Origin of the sequence: Actinokineospora bangkokensis (assembly GCF_001940455.1) — a bacterium.
GTDB lineage: Bacteria > Actinomycetota > Actinomycetes > Mycobacteriales > Pseudonocardiaceae > Actinokineospora > Actinokineospora bangkokensis.
This window is the reverse complement of sequence record NZ_MKQR01000004.1, coordinates 23663-40239: the sequence shown is the minus strand read 5'-3', so window position 1 is coordinate 40239 and position 16577 is coordinate 23663. Positions and strand designations below refer to the sequence as shown.

General features: G+C 75.3%; 17 protein-coding genes. 10 read left to right on the top strand and 7 right to left on the bottom strand.

What is annotated here, in order from left to right:
• Positions 1-65 precede the first annotated feature (65 nt).
• The 4 genes from BJP25_RS02115 to BJP25_RS02100 are packed head-to-tail and all read left to right on the top strand — an operon-like array spanning position 66 to position 2442.
• Complete coding sequence (locus BJP25_RS02115) at positions 66-497, top strand: type VII secretion target (protein ID WP_075973056.1); 432 nt, start codon at positions 66-68, stop codon at positions 495-497.
• An 18-nt stretch (positions 498-515) separates the two neighbouring features.
• On the top strand, positions 516-1631 hold the full coding sequence (locus BJP25_RS02110; protein WP_075973055.1) for a C40 family peptidase: 1116 nt from the start codon (positions 516-518) through the stop codon (positions 1629-1631).
• On the top strand, positions 1628-1915 hold the full coding sequence (locus BJP25_RS02105) for a hypothetical protein (RefSeq protein ID WP_075973054.1): 288 nt from the start codon (positions 1628-1630) through the stop codon (positions 1913-1915). Before BJP25_RS02110 ends, BJP25_RS02105 begins: the two co-directional genes overlap by 4 nt.
• A complete protein-coding gene (locus tag BJP25_RS02100) occupies positions 1912-2442 on the top strand; it encodes a Rossmann-fold NAD(P)-binding domain-containing protein (RefSeq protein WP_075973053.1) in 531 nt (176 codons plus the stop codon). Before BJP25_RS02105 ends, BJP25_RS02100 begins: the two co-directional genes overlap by 4 nt.
• 23 nt (positions 2443-2465) lie before the next feature.
• On the opposite strand, the gene BJP25_RS02095 is transcribed toward BJP25_RS02100, so the two are convergent.
• From BJP25_RS02095 to BJP25_RS02065, 7 genes are all read right to left on the bottom strand, one after another.
• A complete protein-coding gene (locus BJP25_RS02095; protein WP_075973052.1) occupies positions 2466-3614 on the bottom strand; it encodes a glycosyltransferase family 4 protein in 1149 nt (382 codons plus the stop codon).
• Between the two features lie 117 nt (positions 3615-3731).
• Entirely contained in the window at positions 3732-5081 is a 1350-nt protein-coding gene (locus tag BJP25_RS02090) for a peptidase MA family metallohydrolase (protein ID WP_143218837.1), read from the bottom strand.
• Positions 5082-5188: 107 nt separating this feature from the next.
• Complete coding sequence (locus BJP25_RS02085; RefSeq protein WP_233157877.1) at positions 5189-6208, bottom strand: C40 family peptidase; 1020 nt, start codon at positions 6206-6208, stop codon at positions 5189-5191.
• A 503-nt stretch (positions 6209-6711) separates the two neighbouring features.
• Entirely contained in the window at positions 6712-6897 is a 186-nt protein-coding gene (locus BJP25_RS02080; protein WP_075973049.1) for a hypothetical protein, read from the bottom strand.
• A gap of 133 nt (positions 6898-7030) precedes the next feature.
• Positions 7031-8857 (bottom strand): D-alanyl-D-alanine carboxypeptidase family protein, encoded by a 1827-nt coding sequence (locus tag BJP25_RS02075; protein WP_233157876.1) that lies wholly within the window; start codon positions 8855-8857, stop codon positions 7031-7033.
• Positions 8858-8872: 15 nt separating this feature from the next.
• Positions 8873-10270, bottom strand: a complete 1398-nt coding sequence (locus BJP25_RS02070; RefSeq protein ID WP_075973048.1) for an NYN domain-containing protein — start codon at positions 10268-10270, stop codon at positions 8873-8875.
• Positions 10271-10385: 115 nt separating this feature from the next.
• Positions 10386-11591, bottom strand: coding sequence for an amidohydrolase (locus BJP25_RS02065; protein ID WP_233157875.1), 1206 nt, complete (start codon positions 11589-11591; stop codon positions 10386-10388).
• Positions 11592-11649: 58 nt separating this feature from the next.
• On the opposite strand from BJP25_RS02065, the gene BJP25_RS02060 reads away from it, so the two are divergent.
• The 6 genes from BJP25_RS02060 (at position 11650) to BJP25_RS02035 (ending at position 16572) form a co-directional block, all read left to right on the top strand.
• On the top strand, positions 11650-13362 hold the full coding sequence (locus BJP25_RS02060) for a DEDD exonuclease domain-containing protein (RefSeq protein WP_075973047.1): 1713 nt from the start codon (positions 11650-11652) through the stop codon (positions 13360-13362).
• A gap of 141 nt (positions 13363-13503) precedes the next feature.
• Positions 13504-13845 carry a hypothetical protein gene (locus BJP25_RS02055; RefSeq protein WP_075973046.1) on the top strand — a complete coding sequence of 114 codons (342 nt, stop codon included), beginning with the start codon at positions 13504-13506 and terminating at the stop codon, positions 13843-13845.
• Positions 13846-13858: 13 nt separating this feature from the next.
• On the top strand, positions 13859-14119 hold the full coding sequence (locus BJP25_RS02050) for a hypothetical protein (RefSeq protein WP_075973045.1): 261 nt from the start codon (positions 13859-13861) through the stop codon (positions 14117-14119).
• 95 nt (positions 14120-14214) lie between these two features.
• Entirely contained in the window at positions 14215-14886 is a 672-nt protein-coding gene (locus BJP25_RS02045) for a hypothetical protein (protein WP_143218835.1), read from the top strand.
• A gap of 339 nt (positions 14887-15225) precedes the next feature.
• A complete protein-coding gene (locus BJP25_RS02040; RefSeq protein ID WP_075973043.1) occupies positions 15226-15675 on the top strand; it encodes an OsmC family protein in 450 nt (149 codons plus the stop codon).
• Positions 15676-15969: 294 nt separating this feature from the next.
• On the top strand, positions 15970-16572 hold the full coding sequence (locus tag BJP25_RS02035; protein ID WP_233157874.1) for a hypothetical protein: 603 nt from the start codon (positions 15970-15972) through the stop codon (positions 16570-16572).
• Positions 16573-16577: the final 5 nt, after the last annotated feature.

Below are 16577 nucleotides of genomic sequence, written 5' to 3'. Positions count from 1 at the left end.
GCCCCTGGGCGCCCCGCGAGCCAGAGTTGTCCCGTGTCCCGGAGGGGCTGCGAGCGGAGGCGGGGATGGACGAGAAGGACCTGGTCGACCTGATCAGCGACGCGCTGGGCGAGGGCGGCGGGCGCGGTCGGGGCGAGGGCGGGCGCAAGCCGGACCGGGGCGGCGACAAGGGCGGGCGGGGCGGCGGGCCCGAGGGCTTCCAGGTCGACACCGCCGCGCTCGACGCCTACGCCAAGCAGACCGCGAAGCTGGCCGAGGAGCTGCGCGAGTCGGCCAAGAAGGGCCTCGGCGGCATCACCGGCGAGGGGTTCGGCCGCATCGGCCGCGACTCCGGGTTCGCCGAGGCGCTGGCCGGGTTCGCCAAGGCGCTGGGCACCCAGGTCAGCGGGGTGGCGGGCAACGCGGCCGAGCTGGGCCGGGCCACCCGCAGGACCGCCGACGCCTACCAGGAGCAGGACGGCGGCATCGCGATCGACCTCAGCAAGCTGCTGGGCTGAGCGGGGGGAGCAGGGGACATGGACACCAAGCGGATCGCCCGGCAGTTCGCCGAGCAGATCGTCGAGCACCGCAACCGGCTGGCGGGCAAGGTCGAGGACGCCCAGCGCGCGCACGCCGCCCTCGCCGCCGCGCACGCGCTGCTCGTCGAGCACCGCGACGGGCACCGGACCGCGGCGGGCACGGCCACCGAGCACTGGAGCGGCAAGTCCGCCGACGGCTTCGACACCCGCGCCCACCGGGTCACCCGGTCGCTGGGCGCCACCTCGTCGGCCGCCTCCGACGGCGCCGCGGTCGTCGCCAGGACCGCCGCGGCCCTCGACGGCGGGCACACCGCGGTGGTGCGGCTGCTCGACGAGTACACGACCAGGGCGTCGGCGGCGCTGGACGCCGGGCTCGCCGTCACCGGCACCGGGCAGCGCGCGGCGATCATCAAGGCCGTGGGCGAGGTCGCGGACCTGGTGCGCTCCTACACCGGGGAGAGCGCCAAGCAGTTCCGCTCGGTGAAGGAGCAGATGGCCGACTCCGCCAAGCAGCTGAAGTCGCTGGAGCGGGCCGTCGAGCACGACGGGTACGTCGACCCGAAGGCCAAGCGGGCGGGTACCGCGGCGGCGTCGACCAAGCAGGCCGAGCGCAAGAAGGACAGCGGCAAGCCCGACCGCGCCAAGCCCAAGGACGACGACGACAAGAAGTCCGGCGGCACGTCCAAGGCCAGCAGCGAGCGGGTGCACGACGTGCTCAAGTACGCGCGCTCGCAGCTGGGCTACCACGAGGGCGCGGGCAACCAGAACAAGTACGGCCCGGCCGCGGCGTGGTGCTCGTCGTTCGCGACCTGGGTGTGGCGCAAGGCCGGGGTGAAGATCCCGCTGCTGCCCTTCACCGGCGACGTCTACAAGTGGGGGCAGGAGCACGGCCTCTCCTACGGCAAGGGCGACCTGCGCGAGGCCCGCCCCGGCGACGTCCTGCTGTTCGGGACCGGCCCGCAGAGCCCCGCGACGTCCACCCACATCGCGATCGTGGAGAAGGTCGAGGGCAACACCGTCACCACCATCGAGGGCAACTCCGGCGACCAGGTGGCCCGCCGCACGCACACGCTGTCCACGGCCACCTTCTACGGCGGGGTGCACCCCAGGTGAGCGCGTCCGGGTCCGCGCACAGCCGCGACGTGCTGGTCGAGGTGGCCCCCGGCGGGGCGCTGCTCGACCTGCGCATCGACGAGCCCGCCCTGCGCCGGGGCGGGCAGGCCCTGGCGCAGGAGCTGCTGGAGCTGGTGCGCCGCGCCACCGCGGTCGCCGACCAGCGCGCCCGGCACACCCTGGGCCTCACCGACCGCGACGCCGAGGTCCTGGGCCTGACCGCCGACACCGAGCTGACCGAGCACGCCGAGGCCACCACCCCGGACACGTGGAGGGCGCAGTGAGCAGCAACGCCGTTCCCGGCACCGAGCCGACCGGGCGCGCACCGGGCAGCACCGGGTCGGCGGGCACCGGGTTGAGCAACGTGGACACCGCGGAGCTGTCCAGCGACGAACTGCTGGCGCTGGCCGAGGAGCTGGAGCAGCGCACCCGGGACGTCCCGGCCCGGCTGGCCGCGATCACCGGCACCGCCACCGGCCCGCACGGCATCCGGGTGGTGGTGTCCCTGGCCGGGCAGCTCACCGACCTCGACCTGGGCGACGCCTGCCGCAGGCTGGGCGCCGCCGAGCTGACGGCGGTGCTGCGCGACCTCATCTGGGACGCCACGGACCGGGCCATCGCCGCGGGCGTCGAGGTCGTCGCCCCGATCGCGGGCCCGGAACTGGCGGGCGAGCTGGCGAGGCTGACCGCTCCCCCGCCGCGCCCGGAGCCCACCCCGGCAACCCCGGCGGCCCCAGCGCGGCCCGCCCGGCCGCCCCGGCCCGACGACGAGGACGACTTCTCCGCGCAGACCTTCGCCCTGCGGGACTGACCGTCCGCTGTGGACCGCCCGGGTCAGCTGCTGAAGCGGTAGACCGACTCCCCCTCCAGGAGCCCCGCGAGGCGCTTGGCCCGGGTGTCCCAGCTCCACTCCTCCTCCATCCACGCCCGCCCGGCTGCCCCCATCGCCGCCGCGCGGTCCGGGTCGGCGAGCAGCCCGGCGACGCGCTCGGCCAGCACGTCCACCGCGCGCCCGTCGACCACGTGCCCGGTCTCGCCCTCGATGACCGCCTCCGGCGCGCCGCCGGAATCGCCTGCCACCACGGGCAAACCGCACGCGGCGGCCTCCAGGAACACGATGCCCAGCGCCTCCACGTCCAGGCCCCGCCCGTGCGTGCGGCACGGCATCGCGAAGACGTCCCCGGTGGCGTAGTGGGCGGGCAACTCCTCCCACGGCACGGACCCGGTGAACACCACGTGCTCGGTGACCCCGCCCTCCGCCGCGAGCGCTTCCAGGCGCGACCGGTAGGGCCCGCCCCCGACGACGAGCAACGCCGCCCCGGGCACCGCCGCGCGGATGGCGGGCAGCGCCCGGATCAGCGAATCCTGCCCCTTGCGCGGCATCAACCGCGACACGCACACGACCAGCGGGCGATCCCCGAGCCCGTGGCGGGCACGGATCTCCTGGCGCGCAGCGGGATCGGGGCGGTAGAGCGCGGTGTCCACACCGGACGGGAGCAGCTCCAGCGCCGCCCGCCTGCCGAACGCCGCAGCGAACCGGGCGCGGGTGTACCTGCTGACGTAGGTGACGACGTCGGTCGTGGACCCGATGCGCCGCAACGCTTGCCGCGCCCCCGGCAGCATCGACCACCCGACCTCGTGCCCGTGCGTCGAGGCGATCGTGCGCGCGGCCCCGGCCGCCTTGAGCCCCGGGCCCAGGAGCGCGAGGGGGGCCGCCGCGCCGAACCACACCGCGTCGCAGTCCTCCGCCCGCAGGACCTCCTTCGCCCGCTTGGCCACGGACGGCCCCGGCAGCATCAGCTCCCCGGGGTGGCGCACCACGGCGAAGGGCTGCGCGGCGTCGAACTCCGCGGCCCCGCGCCACGCGGGGGCGTAGACGACGAGGTCGTGACCGGGCAGCCGGGAGGCCAGGTTGTGGACGTAGGTCTGGATGCCCCCTGGCCGGGGAGGGAAGTCGTTCGTCACCAGCAGGGTCCTGCGCACCCGCGTCAATGTAGTCCTGCTGGGCGCGCTCGCGCCGGTCGGGTCGCGAGGGGCGGACGACCGGGGAAGCCGCCTCTCCGCGCGTGCGGAACCACCGCGTCGAGCCCGCTCAGGCGCTCACCGCAGCATGGCCCGCAGGTAGTCCTGCCAGCTCCGCAGCAGCGCGGCCCGGTCCAACCCCAGCACCCGCCGCAGGTGCGCGTCGGTCTCGTTGGCGGAGATCGGCCCGGCCCCGGCCAGGTCCCGGTACAGCGCCACCAGCTTCTGCTCCCCGAACCGGTCGGCCACGAACTTCGCCAGCGACCACGACCGCTGGTAGGCCAGGTCCAGCTCCTTGTCCTTGCCGCGGAAGTCCCGGTCCTGCGGCAGGGACGGCGGCAGGGTCCCGGCGCGCACCGACCGGGCCAGGTCCGGGGCGCCCTGGGCCAGGCCCAGACCGCTCTCCCGGTAGCCCACGTAGTCCGCGAACCCCTCCAGCAGCCACATCGGTGACCCGTCGACGGTCTGCACGCGCGCGGCCACGTGCGTGATCTCGTGCCGGAGCACGACGCGCAGGGAGGCGATGGACAGCGCCCGGGACCCGGTCGGGCTGAGCACGACGCGCTGGCCGGTGGCCGTGCGGCGGGTGGTGTCGACCCGGTCGGCGATGGCGACGGCGACCACGGACTCGACGGGGAAGTCGGGGCCGACCAGGGCGCGCATCTCGGCGGGGCTGTCCGGCAGCAGCAGGGCGACGCGGCGCGGCCACTGGTCGCCCCAGGTGCGGGTGACGGCCTCGACGGCCGGGTCCAGCTCGCGGACGAGGCGGTCGACCATGGGCTTGTTGCCGGGGTGGGCGAGCACGACGCCGTGGGTGGCGGGGGTGACCTCGACCGGGCCGAAGTCCCAGGGGCCGCGCCAGGTGCGCCTGCCCAGGTCCTCCAGGGCGGTGTCCGAGCGCAGGAACCACTGGTCGCCGCGGCGGGCGAACAGGTAGCCCAGGGAGCGGTCGGTGGGGGTGGGGTCGATGCCGCGCAGGGCGTAGTGCAGGTCGACGCCCGGGGCCCACTGCTCGTCGGCGGTGGGGTCGGCGGCGGGCGGGTCGAGCGCGCGCAGGTCCAGGCCGTCCTCGGGGCGCACCGTGTAGGACCACTGGTCGAGGGGGACGCCCGCGAGGTTGGTGAACAGCTCCTGCTGCTTCTCCAGGAAGGCCGGGTCGGCGGCCGGGTCCAGGGTGGCGGTGAACGCGGCCTGGTCGCGGCGCAGCAGGGCGTCCGCGCGGCGGGCGAGCAGGTCGGTGACGGCGTCCGCGCGCTGGGCGTCGGCGGCGCCCACCGCGGGCGGGACGGCCCCCATGGGCCTGCCCTGGCCGGACTGGCCGGGCGCGTCGAGCGGGGTGGGGGCCGGGACGGACACCAGGGCCACGCCGGACAGGCCCGCCACGGCCACCGCCGCCGCGAGCCACCCGCGCACCCTCGCCCTGCCCACCCGGACGATGTTAGGGCAGGAACGCGTCGGGACCGGAGTCCGAGGACCCCGGTCCCGAGCGAGCACTCACGCGGGTGACAAAACCCGGTGCGGCGCCGTGGTGCCGATCAGCCGACGATGCGCTTGGCACCCAGGTAGTCGCGGCCACCGCCGTCGACGGTGTCGGTCTTCACGGGCACGCCGGTGGTGGAGGCGTGCACGATCCGGCCGCCGCCGATGTACATCGCGACGTGGTGGATCGAGCCGACGCTGCTGCCGTAGAACAGCAGGTCGCCGGGCTGCAGGGCGTCCCGCGAGACCGACTTGCCGTAGCCGTACTGGGCCCGGCTGGAGTGCGGCAGGCTGACGCCCGCGGCCCGGTAGGCGTAGAGGGTCAGGCCGGAGCAGTCGAAGCTGCCCGGGCCCTCGGCGCCCCACACGTAGGGCTTGCCGCGCTGGCCCAGCGCGACCTCCATGGCGGTGCCCGCGGCGCCGGGGGGCGCGAGGTACACGCCGTCGTCGGAGCCGCCCTTGAGGGTGGTCTGCTCCTTCGACGAGAGGTTGTTGTAGGCCGTCTTGACCTGGTCGATCTGGCCCTGCAGGTCCTGCTGGTGCTTGACGATGTCGTTCGCCAGCTGCTCGGCCGCCGCCTTGGCCTCGGTCGCGCGCCGCTGGCCGTCCTCGGCGAGCTTGCGGGCGTCGGAGGCGGTGGTGACCGCCTGGGTGTACTTGTCCAGGGCGGCCTGGTTGTCGCTGGCCAGCACGTTGAGCGCGGAGGCGCGCTCGAGGAAGTCGTCGGGCGAGGACCCGGTGAGCAGCGCGGAGATCTTGTTGAACCGCGCGCCCTGGAACGAGGCGCTGGCCAGCAGGTCGACCTGGCCGCGGAACTGCTCCTCCAGCGCCTGCGCCTGCTTCTCGGTCTCGGCCGCCATCGCCACGTCGGCGTTGGCCTTGTCCAGGTCGGCCTGGCGGGCCTGCAGGTCGGTGCGCGCCTTGAGCAGGTCCTCGTTGACCTGCTCGGCCTGCGCCGAGAGGTCCTTGTAGCGCTGGAGCGCCTCGCTGGCCGAGGCCGGGGGCGCGGGTTGCTGCTGGGCCACGGCGGGGGTCGGGGAGAAGCTCACGACGGCGACGACCGCCGCGACGCTCATGGCGCCACGCACTGCACGTTTGAGTCGATGCGACGACACAGTCGCGCGTACTCCTTCATCCGTCTGACCGCCGACGGGCCCACCGGGCGCGGGGCGGTGAACCCGGACCTGTCCGGTGGGCGAGCGGGATCACCGCTGCCTCGCGTCACCACTGCCCTGCGTCCGCCGGTGCGGCCCCACCGTGGGGGGCGGTCCGGCCTGCTGGCCGGATCGGCGGCGACCCCGCGTGCCACCCTCGGGGTGGGTGGCTTGCCGTCGCGAGGTCTCGGACAGGTTACGAAAAGTAGGGCGAGCCGTCCACCACGGCGACAAAAATCGGTTGCCCCCTGCTCGTAAAACACCAACGGAGCAGTCGGAACTGCGTGGTGTGACGAGCCGTACACCTGCATCACTCGGTGTGGTGAACCGCTGAGCGACGGATCCGACCACTCGGCGCGTGGCCGTTTTCGGTCGCGCCGCGCGTGTCGGACACCGCCGGGTTCTCCGCGCCGCAGACCCCCGGGTCAGGCCGACTTCTCGATGGGGACCAGCCGCAGCCGCGGCACCATCCCGGCGTCGGCGAGCGCGTCGATGGCCCGCTGCTCGGAGCTGTCCAGCTCCACGGTGGGCGGGGCGCCGAGCAGCACGCTCACCACGCACTCGGTGCACGCGTCGCCCCGGACCTCGCAGCTGTCGCAGTCGATGATCATTGCCCCGCTCCTCCTCTGGCCGGTGCTCCTGATCCGTCGACGCCGACACTAGGCGGGGGGTACGACAATTCTCGCTCACGCGTTCGAGGGCACCGCGCTGACCTGCGGTTCGACGCCGCCAGGACGGCCCGTCTCAGGCCCCGGTGTACTCCCAGTGCCACGGCTCCTCGCGCCCCCGGCCCGGCTGCGCCCACGGCGGGTTCGACCAGCCGAACAGCGGGGCGTTGGCGGCCATCCACGCGTACTGGGCGGTGCCGAAGGACTGGATGCCCCCGCACAGGTCCACCGCCAGGCCCCAGCCGTGGTTGCTGGTGCCCGGCACCGCCGCCAGCGCGGGTTTCACCTGGTAGAGGCGCACCTGGGCGGAGAAGGAGCGGTAGGAGTCGGTGATGCACAGCGGGCCGCCGAACGACCCGGCGAAGGCCTGCGAGAGCGCCTGGTAGGACTGGGCGGCGTCGCAGCGCAGCATGTGCGACCCGGTCCCGAGCAGGCACAGCGACGCGGGCGGGATGAGCCCGTTCGGGTAGCCGCCCCACGCCCCCGCCGCCTCGCCCTGCGACCGGGCCGGGACGCGGACGCTGCCGCAGCGCCAGGTGAGGCCGCCGTCGGTGGCCTGCGGCACCGGCTGGGCCGGGCGCTGGGCCAGCGCGGGCCTGCCCACGCCGAGCACGGTGTCGCCCGCGGGCAGGTCGGACACGACGACCCCGGCCAGCCGCGCGTCCGCGGCGAGCATGGTCTTGCCGTCGAGCACCACGCCCACGCCCTGCACGCCCAACCTCGCGGGCCCCAGGAACACGACGTCGCCGGGCTGGGCGTCGGCGGTGGCCACCGGCGACAGCACCGCCATCTGCTCCCCCGCGGCGGCGGGCAGCGCGATGCCGCCCGCGGCGAAGGCGGAGCGGACGAGCCCGTCGCAGGAGTACGCGGTGGGCCCCTCACCGCCGCCCGCGGGCACGTACGGCTTGCCCAGCGCGCCGACGGCGCTGGTCACGGCCGCGACGACCTCCGAGGGCAGCACCAGCAGCCGCTCCCCCGACGGCAGCGCCACCTGCGCGACCCCCGCCTGGGGTGCGCCGTCCGCACCGGGCAGCGGCGACAGCCCGGCGGGCAGCGCGTTCGGGTCGCGCAGCGCGGCGGCGCTCGGCAACCGCACGCCGGAGGCGGCCACCTTGTCCGTGTAGGCCTTCCAGTTGGCCGCCGTGCGGTCGTTGCGCTCCTTCTGCGCCTGCTGCTGCGCGGTCACGGCGGCGTTGGTGCGGTCGACCTGCCCGCGCAGCTCCGACGACACCGCCGCCGCCCGGTTCGAGGCGTCCTCGGTGCGCCGGTCCAGGTCGGACTTGCGCTCGGCGGCGGAGCGCTCGGCACCGACCGCCTGCGCCTCGGCGTCCTCGGCGGCGCCCTGCCGGGCGTAGGCGGCGGTGAGCCTGCCGTCCTGGTCGGCGCGCACCCGGTCGATGAGGTCGCTGCCCTGCAGGAACTGCTCGGGGTCGGTGGCGGTCAGCAGCACCTGGAGCTGGTTGGGCTGGGCCAGCGCGGCGAACACGCCCTTGCTGTAGTCGTCGACCTCCGCCTGCTGGGCCGCCACGACCCGGTCGGCCTCGGCGCGCTCGGCCCGGGCGGCGTCGGCCTTCTCCGCCGCGGCCGACAGGTCGCGCTCGGCCCCGTGCACCTGGTCGGCCAGGTCGGCCAGCTCCCGCTGGACGTCGGTCGCGGTGCGCTGGAGCGCGGCGACCTCCGGGTCGGCGAACGCCTCGCCCGGGCGGGTGTCGGGCACCGGTGCCCCGGGCGCCACGCCCGCCTCGATCTGCGGCGGGTCACCGGGCGTCGCGGGCTGGGCGACCGCGGGGCTCCAGAGGAACGCCACCGCCAGCCCCACGGCGCCGACCACGCCGAACCGCACCCGCGCCCCGCCCACCCGAGTTCTGCCCATCTGGAACCCGCCCACCCGCTCCCGGCTCACCAGCGCCCCCGCCCCTCAGACCCGTCCCAGCCGCGTCAGCAGCACCGCCGACGGCACGGTGTGCGCGCCCCGGCCGCGCACGGCGTCGGCCACCGCCTTGTCCGAGGTCGCCACCACCACGAGCCTGCCCACCGGCTCCCCGGCCACCAGCGCCCGGATCACGTCGTCGGCCAGCACGCCGGGGTCGGAGAACATCACCCGCACCAGGCGCGGGCCCGCCACCGGCACGGCCACCACCCCGGCGCCGTCGAAGACCAGGGTGATCTCGGCGGAGGTGCGCGCGGCGAGGGCGGCGAGCTGGCGGGTGAGCCGGTCGCGCTGGTCGGCCAGGGACAGGTCGGAGTAGCCGGTCTTGGTGACGTTGTAGCCGTCGACGACCAGGTGCACGCCGGGCATCGCCAGCAGCCGGTCGAGCTGCTTGGGGTCGTCCACCCGGCGCCCGGCGCCGCCGCCGGTGCTCGCCCCGGCCACCAGGTCGGCGGGCCGGGGGCCGCGGCCGTCACCGAGCACGAGCTCCCGGCGCAGTCCCTCGACCGCGCCGCCGATCTGGTTGACCAGCAGCGCCAGGCGCACCTCGTCGGCCTGCCTGGCCTCGCGGGCGGACTGGCGGGCGGCGTCGGCGTCGGCGACCGCCTTGGCCGCGCGCGCCCGCTCCACCTCGACGCGCTCGCGCTCGCGGGCCAGCTGCTCGGTCAGCGCGGCGACCCTGGCGTCGACCTCGGCGCCCGCCCGCTCGGCGGCGGCGCGCGCGGTGGCCGCGGCGTCCTTGGCCTCGCGCAACCGCACGCCCTGCTCGCGCAGCCGCTTGCGCAGCCGCTCCAGCTCCGCCTCGCCCTCGGCGCGGGCCCGGTCGGCGGCGCCGTCGGCCTCCGCCAGCCGGGCGCGGACCGCGGCCAGCTCGGCCTCCACCTTGGCCAGCTTGACCAGCGCGGCGTCGCGCTCGGCCCGCGCCGCGGCGTCGTCGGCGCGCTTGGCCACCAGCTCCAGGTGCCCCGCGGCGCCGGGGTCGCCGCGCAGCAGCCCGGCGGCGGCGACGCCCACCGGGTCCTCGGCCGGGGGGTCGAGCGCGGGGCCGCGGTGCTCGCGCAGCCACTCCAGCACGGCGGTGCGGAAGGCGGTGTTGTCGCGCAGGGCGGCGACGATGGTGGGCCCGCCGACCCGCGCGCGCTTGGCCGGGGCGAACCGGGCCACCGGGCGCAGCGGGTGCGGGACGTCGACCGCGGGCAGCGCCCCGAGGGCCTCGGCGCCCAGCTCGGCCAGGCGCGCGCGCACCGGGTCGGGCACGGCGTCGGGCCACGGCGCGCACCCCGCCGACTCCTCCACAGTGGACTCGACGGGCGCGTCGACCCCCGGGCCGTCCGCTGTGGACGGCTCGGGCGCGGCCGGGCCGACCGGCTCCGACGAGGGGGTCACCCCCCAAGGGTAGTCGGCACGCCCGGTCCGCCGCGCGGGCGGCGATCACGTCCCGCCGGGTGGACGGCCCGCGCCCCGGTGGGCGGGGGCCGGTGGGCGGGGGCCGGTGGGCGGGTCAGCACAGCTCACCGGCGCGGGCCACCAGCCGCCCGGCCCGCAGCACCAGCCGGTCCGGGTCGCGGTCGACCACGGCGGCGGTGAGGGCGTCGCCGCGCAGCACCACCACGTCGCCCCGGCCGCCCACGACGAGGTCGTGGCCGGTCAGCCCGCACACCGCCGCGCCGCCGGTGGTGGCCACCCGCACCCGCTCGGCGATCTCGTCGTCGCGGCGCAGGCCCGAGCGGTGGGCGAACTCGTAGGTGCGGTCGAGCATGTCGGCGTTGCCGTAGGGCGACCAGTAGTCGCGGATGCCGTCCTGGCCCAGGCCCAGCCGGACCCCCGCGGCGCGCAGCCGGTCGACCGGCAGCGGCTCGCGCGCGCCCGGGGCCACCGTCGTCAGCGCCACGTCCGCCTCGGCCAGCAGGTCCACCAGCGCGGCCTGGCGGTCGGCGTCGACACCCGCCAGGGCGAAGCAGTGGCTGATCGCCACCCGCCCGCGCAGGTCCAGGGCCAGGGCCCGCTCGCAGATCAGCTCGACCTCGAACGCGCCCAGCTCACCGGGGTCGTGCAGGTGCACGTCGACGCCCACGCCGTGCTTGTCGGCCAGGCCGAACACGGTGTCGAGGTGCCCGACGGGATCGCGGTCGTAGCCCGCGGGGTCGAGCCCGCCGACCAGGTCGGCCCCCTCGCGCAGGGCGGCGTCGAGCAGGTCGGCGGTGCCGGGGTCGCGCAGGACGCCCGCCTGCGGGAACGCCACGACCTGCACCACCGCCCGCCCGGCGTGCGCGTCGCGGGCGGCGAGCACGCCGTGCAGCCGCTCCAGCCCGCAGTCGGTGTCGACCTGGGCGTGGCTGCGCACCACCGTGGCGCCCCGGGCGATGGTGCGGCCGAGGGTGTGGGTGGCGCGGTCGGCCACCGAGGCCTCCGCGCGCCGCCAGTTCGCCCGGTCGTTCATGATCAGCCCGCGCAGGCCCGGCTCGGCGGTGTGCTCCCGGAACGGCAGGCCCAGGCGGGTCGAGTCCAGGTGGGCGTGCGCGTCGGCGAACGCGGGCACGGCGATGCCGCCCCCGCCGTCGACGACCTCATCGCCGTCGAGGTCGGGGCCGATGGCCTCCACGGCGCCGCCGCGGAAGCGGACGTCGACCGGGGGCCCGGCGCCCCAGGGGCGGACCGCGCGCAGGACGGTGCTGGTCAGGGGGCCGGTCGGTCGCTGGTCGTCCACCGGCTGATCCTCACACGGGCGCGGGGACTGTCGGTGGGGTGATCTAGCGTCGGCCGCGATGAGCACCGAGACCCCGCCGCAGCTGGCGTTCGACGAGCTGGGCACGCCGCTGCGCGACACCACGTTCGTGGTGTTCGACCTGGAGACCACCGGCGGCAGCCACGAGGACGACGCCATCACCGAGTTCGGCGCGGTCAAGGTGCGCGGCGGCGAGGTGCTGGGCGAGTTCGCCACCCTGGTCGACCCCGGCCGCGGCATCCCGCCGGAGGTCGTCGCGCTCACCGGGATCACCGACGTGATGGTGTGCGCGGCGCCGAAGCTGGACGCGGTGCTGCCCGCGTTCCTGGAGTTCGCCGCGGGCGCGGTGCTGGTGGCGCACAACTCCGGGTTCGACGTCGGCTTCCTCAAGACGGCCTGCGCCCGGCTCGGCTACCCCTGGCCCAAGCCCGCGGTGGTGTGCACGGTGCGGCTGGGCAGGCGGGTGCTGAGCCGGGAGGAGGCGCCGAGCTGCAAGCTCTCGGCGCTGGCCGCGCTGTTCCGGGCGAGCACCACGCCCGTGCACCGCGCGCTGGACGACGCCAAGGCCACCGTGGACGTGCTGCACGGGCTGCTGGAGCGGGTCGGGTCGCTGGGCGTGCAGACCGTCGAGGAGCTGCTGGACTACATCCCCGAGGTCACCCCGGCCCAGCGGCGCAAGCGGACGCTGGCCGAGGACCTGCCGCACGAGCCGGGCGTCTACCTCTTCCGCGGCCCCTCCGACGAGGTGCTCTACGTCGGCACCGCCTCGGACCTGCGGCGGCGGGTGCGCCAGTACTTCACCGGCTCGGAGACCCGGGCGCGGCTGCGGGAGATGGTGGCGCTGGCCGAGCGGGTCGACCACGTGGTGTGCGCGCACCCGCTGGAGGCCGAGGTGCGCGAGCTGCGGCTGATCTCGGCGCACAAGCCCGCCTACAACCGCCGGTCGAAGAACCCGCGCGACGCCTGGTGGGTGGTGCTGACCGACGAGCCGTTCCCCCGGCTGTCGCTGGTGCGCACCGCCCGCGACGGCGCGCTGGGGCCCTTCCGCGGCCGGGCGCGGGCGGAGGAGGCGATGCAGGCCATGCAGGCCGCGACCGGGGTGCGGCCGTGCACGGTGAAGATCCCGGCGAAGTCCCCGTCGGCCACGCCGTGCGCGCTGGCCGAGCTGGAGCGCTGCGCGGCGCCGTGCGCGGGGCGGCAGAGCGCGCAGGAGTACGCGCCCGCCGTGGCCGCGGTGGCGTCGCTGGTGGCCGGGGCGAGCACCGACCCGCTGCGACGGCTGGCGCTGCGGTTGACCGAGCTGGCCGAGGCGCGCCGGTTCGAGCAGGCCAGGGCCGACCGCGACCGGATGCGCACGCTGGTGCGCGGGCTGGACCGGGGGCAGCGGTTGGCGGCGCTGGCGGCGGTCGCCGAGCTGGTCGCCGCGCGCCCGGACGGGGCGGGCGGCTGGGAGTTCGCGGTGGTGCGCCACGGGCGGCTCGCCTCGGCGGGGGTGGCCCGGCGCGGCGTGCGGCCGATGCCGGTGGTGGAGCTGCTGGTGGCCTCGGCCGAGACGGTGCTGCCCGGCGAGGGTCCGCTGCGCGGCGCGGTGGGCGAGGAGGTCGCCCTCGTGCTGAGGTGGTTGGACCGGCCGGGCACCCGGATGGTCCAGTGCTCGTCGCCGTGGGCCGAGCCCGCGGGCTGCGCGGCGACCTGGCGGGGGTGGCTGGAGCGGGCCGACGCCGCGCGCGAGGCGTGGCGCGCCGTGGACTGAACCGGGCCGCGACACGCCGGTGGGGTGCACGGCTGGTCATCACCTGTGCACGCCTGGTCATGTTGACGTCTTCCCGGATGTGGCGGGGTGTCGGTACTGATTTACCCAACCGGTTCTCCGCCAACCCGAGAGGAACCACGCATGGCTCTCCCCTCCGCCCTGCGCGGCACCGTCGCCGCCCTGGCCGCCGCGGCGTCGCTGGTGGGCCTGTCCGCCACCGCGGGCGCGACCGCCCAGTCGGGCAGCGGCACCATCAACGACCCGTGGCAGCCCACCCGCGCGGCCCACATCTCCTGCCAGTCGGCGACGCTATTCGCCAACTACTCGCCCACCGAGGGCCACCGGGACCCGATCGCGACCCTGTACCAGGGCAACTACATCGGCGTCCGCTACATCACCTCCAACGGCTACTCCGCCGACGTGTTCTGGCACGGCACCAGCCAGTGGGGGTTCCTCCTGCGCTCCTGCTTCACCCTCAACTGACCCGGAGGCCACCGTGCGCCGCACCGCCATCACCACCGCCCTGACCGCCGCCGCCCTCGTCGTCGCCGCCCCGATCGCCTCGGCGGGCACCGTCGAGGAGGTCTGCGCCGACTCGCTCTACGTCCGCACCCAGCCCGCGGGCGTCATCATCGGCACGCTGTTCCGCGGGGAGCACTTCGAGGTGTCCCGCTACTCGGAGAAGGGCTGGGCCGAGGGCTACGCCATGGGCCACGTCAACCAGCGCGGCTGGGTCCAGGGCGGCTGGTTCTGCTGATCGCCGCAGCGGACCCCGCTTGCCCAATCCGGTAACACTGCGTGATCCTCCCCGATAGATTCATGGCATACGGGTCTATCGGGGAGACAGCAACCGTGAACGCACTACGCCGCGTGGTCAGCCTGTGGTACTTCATCGTGCCGATCGCCACGATCGGCCTCTTCGCCTTCGTCCCGTTCGTGCACGCCGCGGTGCGGCTGCGCGAGCGCCGGGTGGTGCTGCTGGCACTGGCCTACGGCGCGGTCGACGTGGGCATCCTGGCGGGCACCTCGATCCTGCAGGACGGTTCCGGGCGCGCCCCGTGGCCCTTCGCCATCGCGGCCATCATCGTCGTGGTGGCGGCCTGCGCGCAGCTCAGCGGCCTGCGCAGGCGGGCCTACGCCATCGCGGCACCGCAGGTCGCCCCCGTGCCCGCCGCCCAGCCCGCGGCGGTCGACCCGCACGTGGCGAGCGCGCTGGCCGCGCGCGAGCGCCGCACCCAGGCCAAGCAGCTGGTCGAGTCCGACCCCCTGCTGGCCCGCGACCTCGGCATCGGCCGCCCCGACCTGGCCCGCGGCTACGACGACGGCGGCCTGGTCGACCTGGCGGGCGCCCCGGCGGAGGTCATCGCCCGGGTCTGCGGCCTCACCGAGGCCGAGGCCGCCCTGGTGGTCGACAACCGGGGCCGCTTCCAGAACATCGACGAGCTGCTCGTCATCGCGGACCTCCCGGTCAGCCAGTGGGGCCTCATCCGCGACCGGGGGGTCGTCTTCCCCGTGCGGGTGTGACGCGCGTCCCGGCACCGCACCCGCCGCGTCGACGCCCACCGCGTCGTCGTCCCCGCGGATCCCGCCACTGAGGTCGCCATCGCTCACGACAGGCGTCTTCGGCCTTTCCGACACACCCTTCGGCCCGGCCTCCGCAATCATCAGGTTCTCCATTTCCGGTGCGGCCCGGTGCACGGCGGCGCGAATTCCGTTCACCGCGGAAATCGCCCGCGCCTGCTGAACGGCACCCGTCGCCACCAGGACTATCGGGTGACAACACCAGCCGAGCCGAGGCCGCAGGATCAATTCCACCAAGTGGACAGTCTCGTCTGGTCAGTGCTCGGCTGGTTCCCTGCTGCCATGCCACTGATTACCTTCGCCGTTTCCGGAGAGGGCACCGGCGTCGCGCAGACCGTCGCGGTGTCCGGCGCCGAGTACACGATCCAGACCGACGCGTACCCCGCCTTCGGCGGCCAGGACGCGCACCCGAGCCCGCTGGCCTACGCCCTGGCGGCGCTGTCGTCGTGCAACCAGGTCACCGCGCAGGTGGTGGCCAAGGAGCTCGGCATCACCATCGAGCACGTGCACATCGACGTCGCCGCCGACTTCAACCCCACCACCATGACCACCGGCCAGCACCGGGAGGGCGAGACCACCTTCCAGAACCTGCGGGTCGACGCCGTGGTCACCACCGACGCGACCGACGAGCAGGTGGCCACCCTCGGCGCCGAGACCGCGCGCCGCTGCCCGGTCACCGAGCTGTTCCGGCTCGCGGGCGTCGCCATCACCAACGACTGGCGCCGCGCCTGACCGCAGGGGCCTGGACGCACCGGTGACCGACCCTCGCGTGCACTGTCGTGCGCGACATCCCTCAACTGCGGCACGGGCGTCACAGCGCACGAGAGGACCTCCGTGGACCGATCGGGTGCGTCAGACACGCCCCAGTCGGCCCCGGAGGGGCTCCCCGATCAGCACGACACACCGACAGCGATGGTTCAGTGCGATGGACGTCGCGGAGTACGCGCAGACGCTGATCCAGCGGATCAAGCAGCGCGGGCGAGCATCGAGATCGATGAGGCGAAGGGGGCGTTCGACCTCGACTCGGTGCTCAGCGCCGCCGGGGAGCTGAAGTACATCGGGCAGCTCAAGCGCGTGCTGGCGGGCCAGTTCAAGGCGCCGGACGAGGACTGGGTGCGGTTCCTGACCACCCGCGTGTACGAGGGGTCCTTCACCCAGCGGGTGCGGGAGCAGTTCGTGCCGCTGGTGGAGAAGGCGACGCGGCAGTTCCTCAACGAGCAGGTCAACGACCGGTTGAAGAACGCGCTCGGCACGCCGGACATGGTGCTGACGGTGCCGTCGAGCGTGGTGGCGCCCGCGGTCGAGGAGCCCGCGGCGGAGGTCGGCGGGGACGTGGTGACCACCGAGGACGAGCTGGAGGGCTTCCGGGTGGTGCGGGCGATCGTGTGCAGCGAGGTGCCGACCGGGCGGGTGGTGGCGCGGGACACCAAGACCTACTTCGGGGTGCTGTTCGACGACAACAACCGCAAGCCGATCGCGCGGTTGTGGTTCAACCGGACCCAGAAGTACCTGGGTGTGTTCGACGAGAACAAGGTGGAGACGCGCATCCCCATCCAGTCGGTCGAGGACATCTACACCCACGCGGAGGTGCTGCGGGCGACGGTCGCGCGGTACACCGGCGTCGTTTAGGCGGT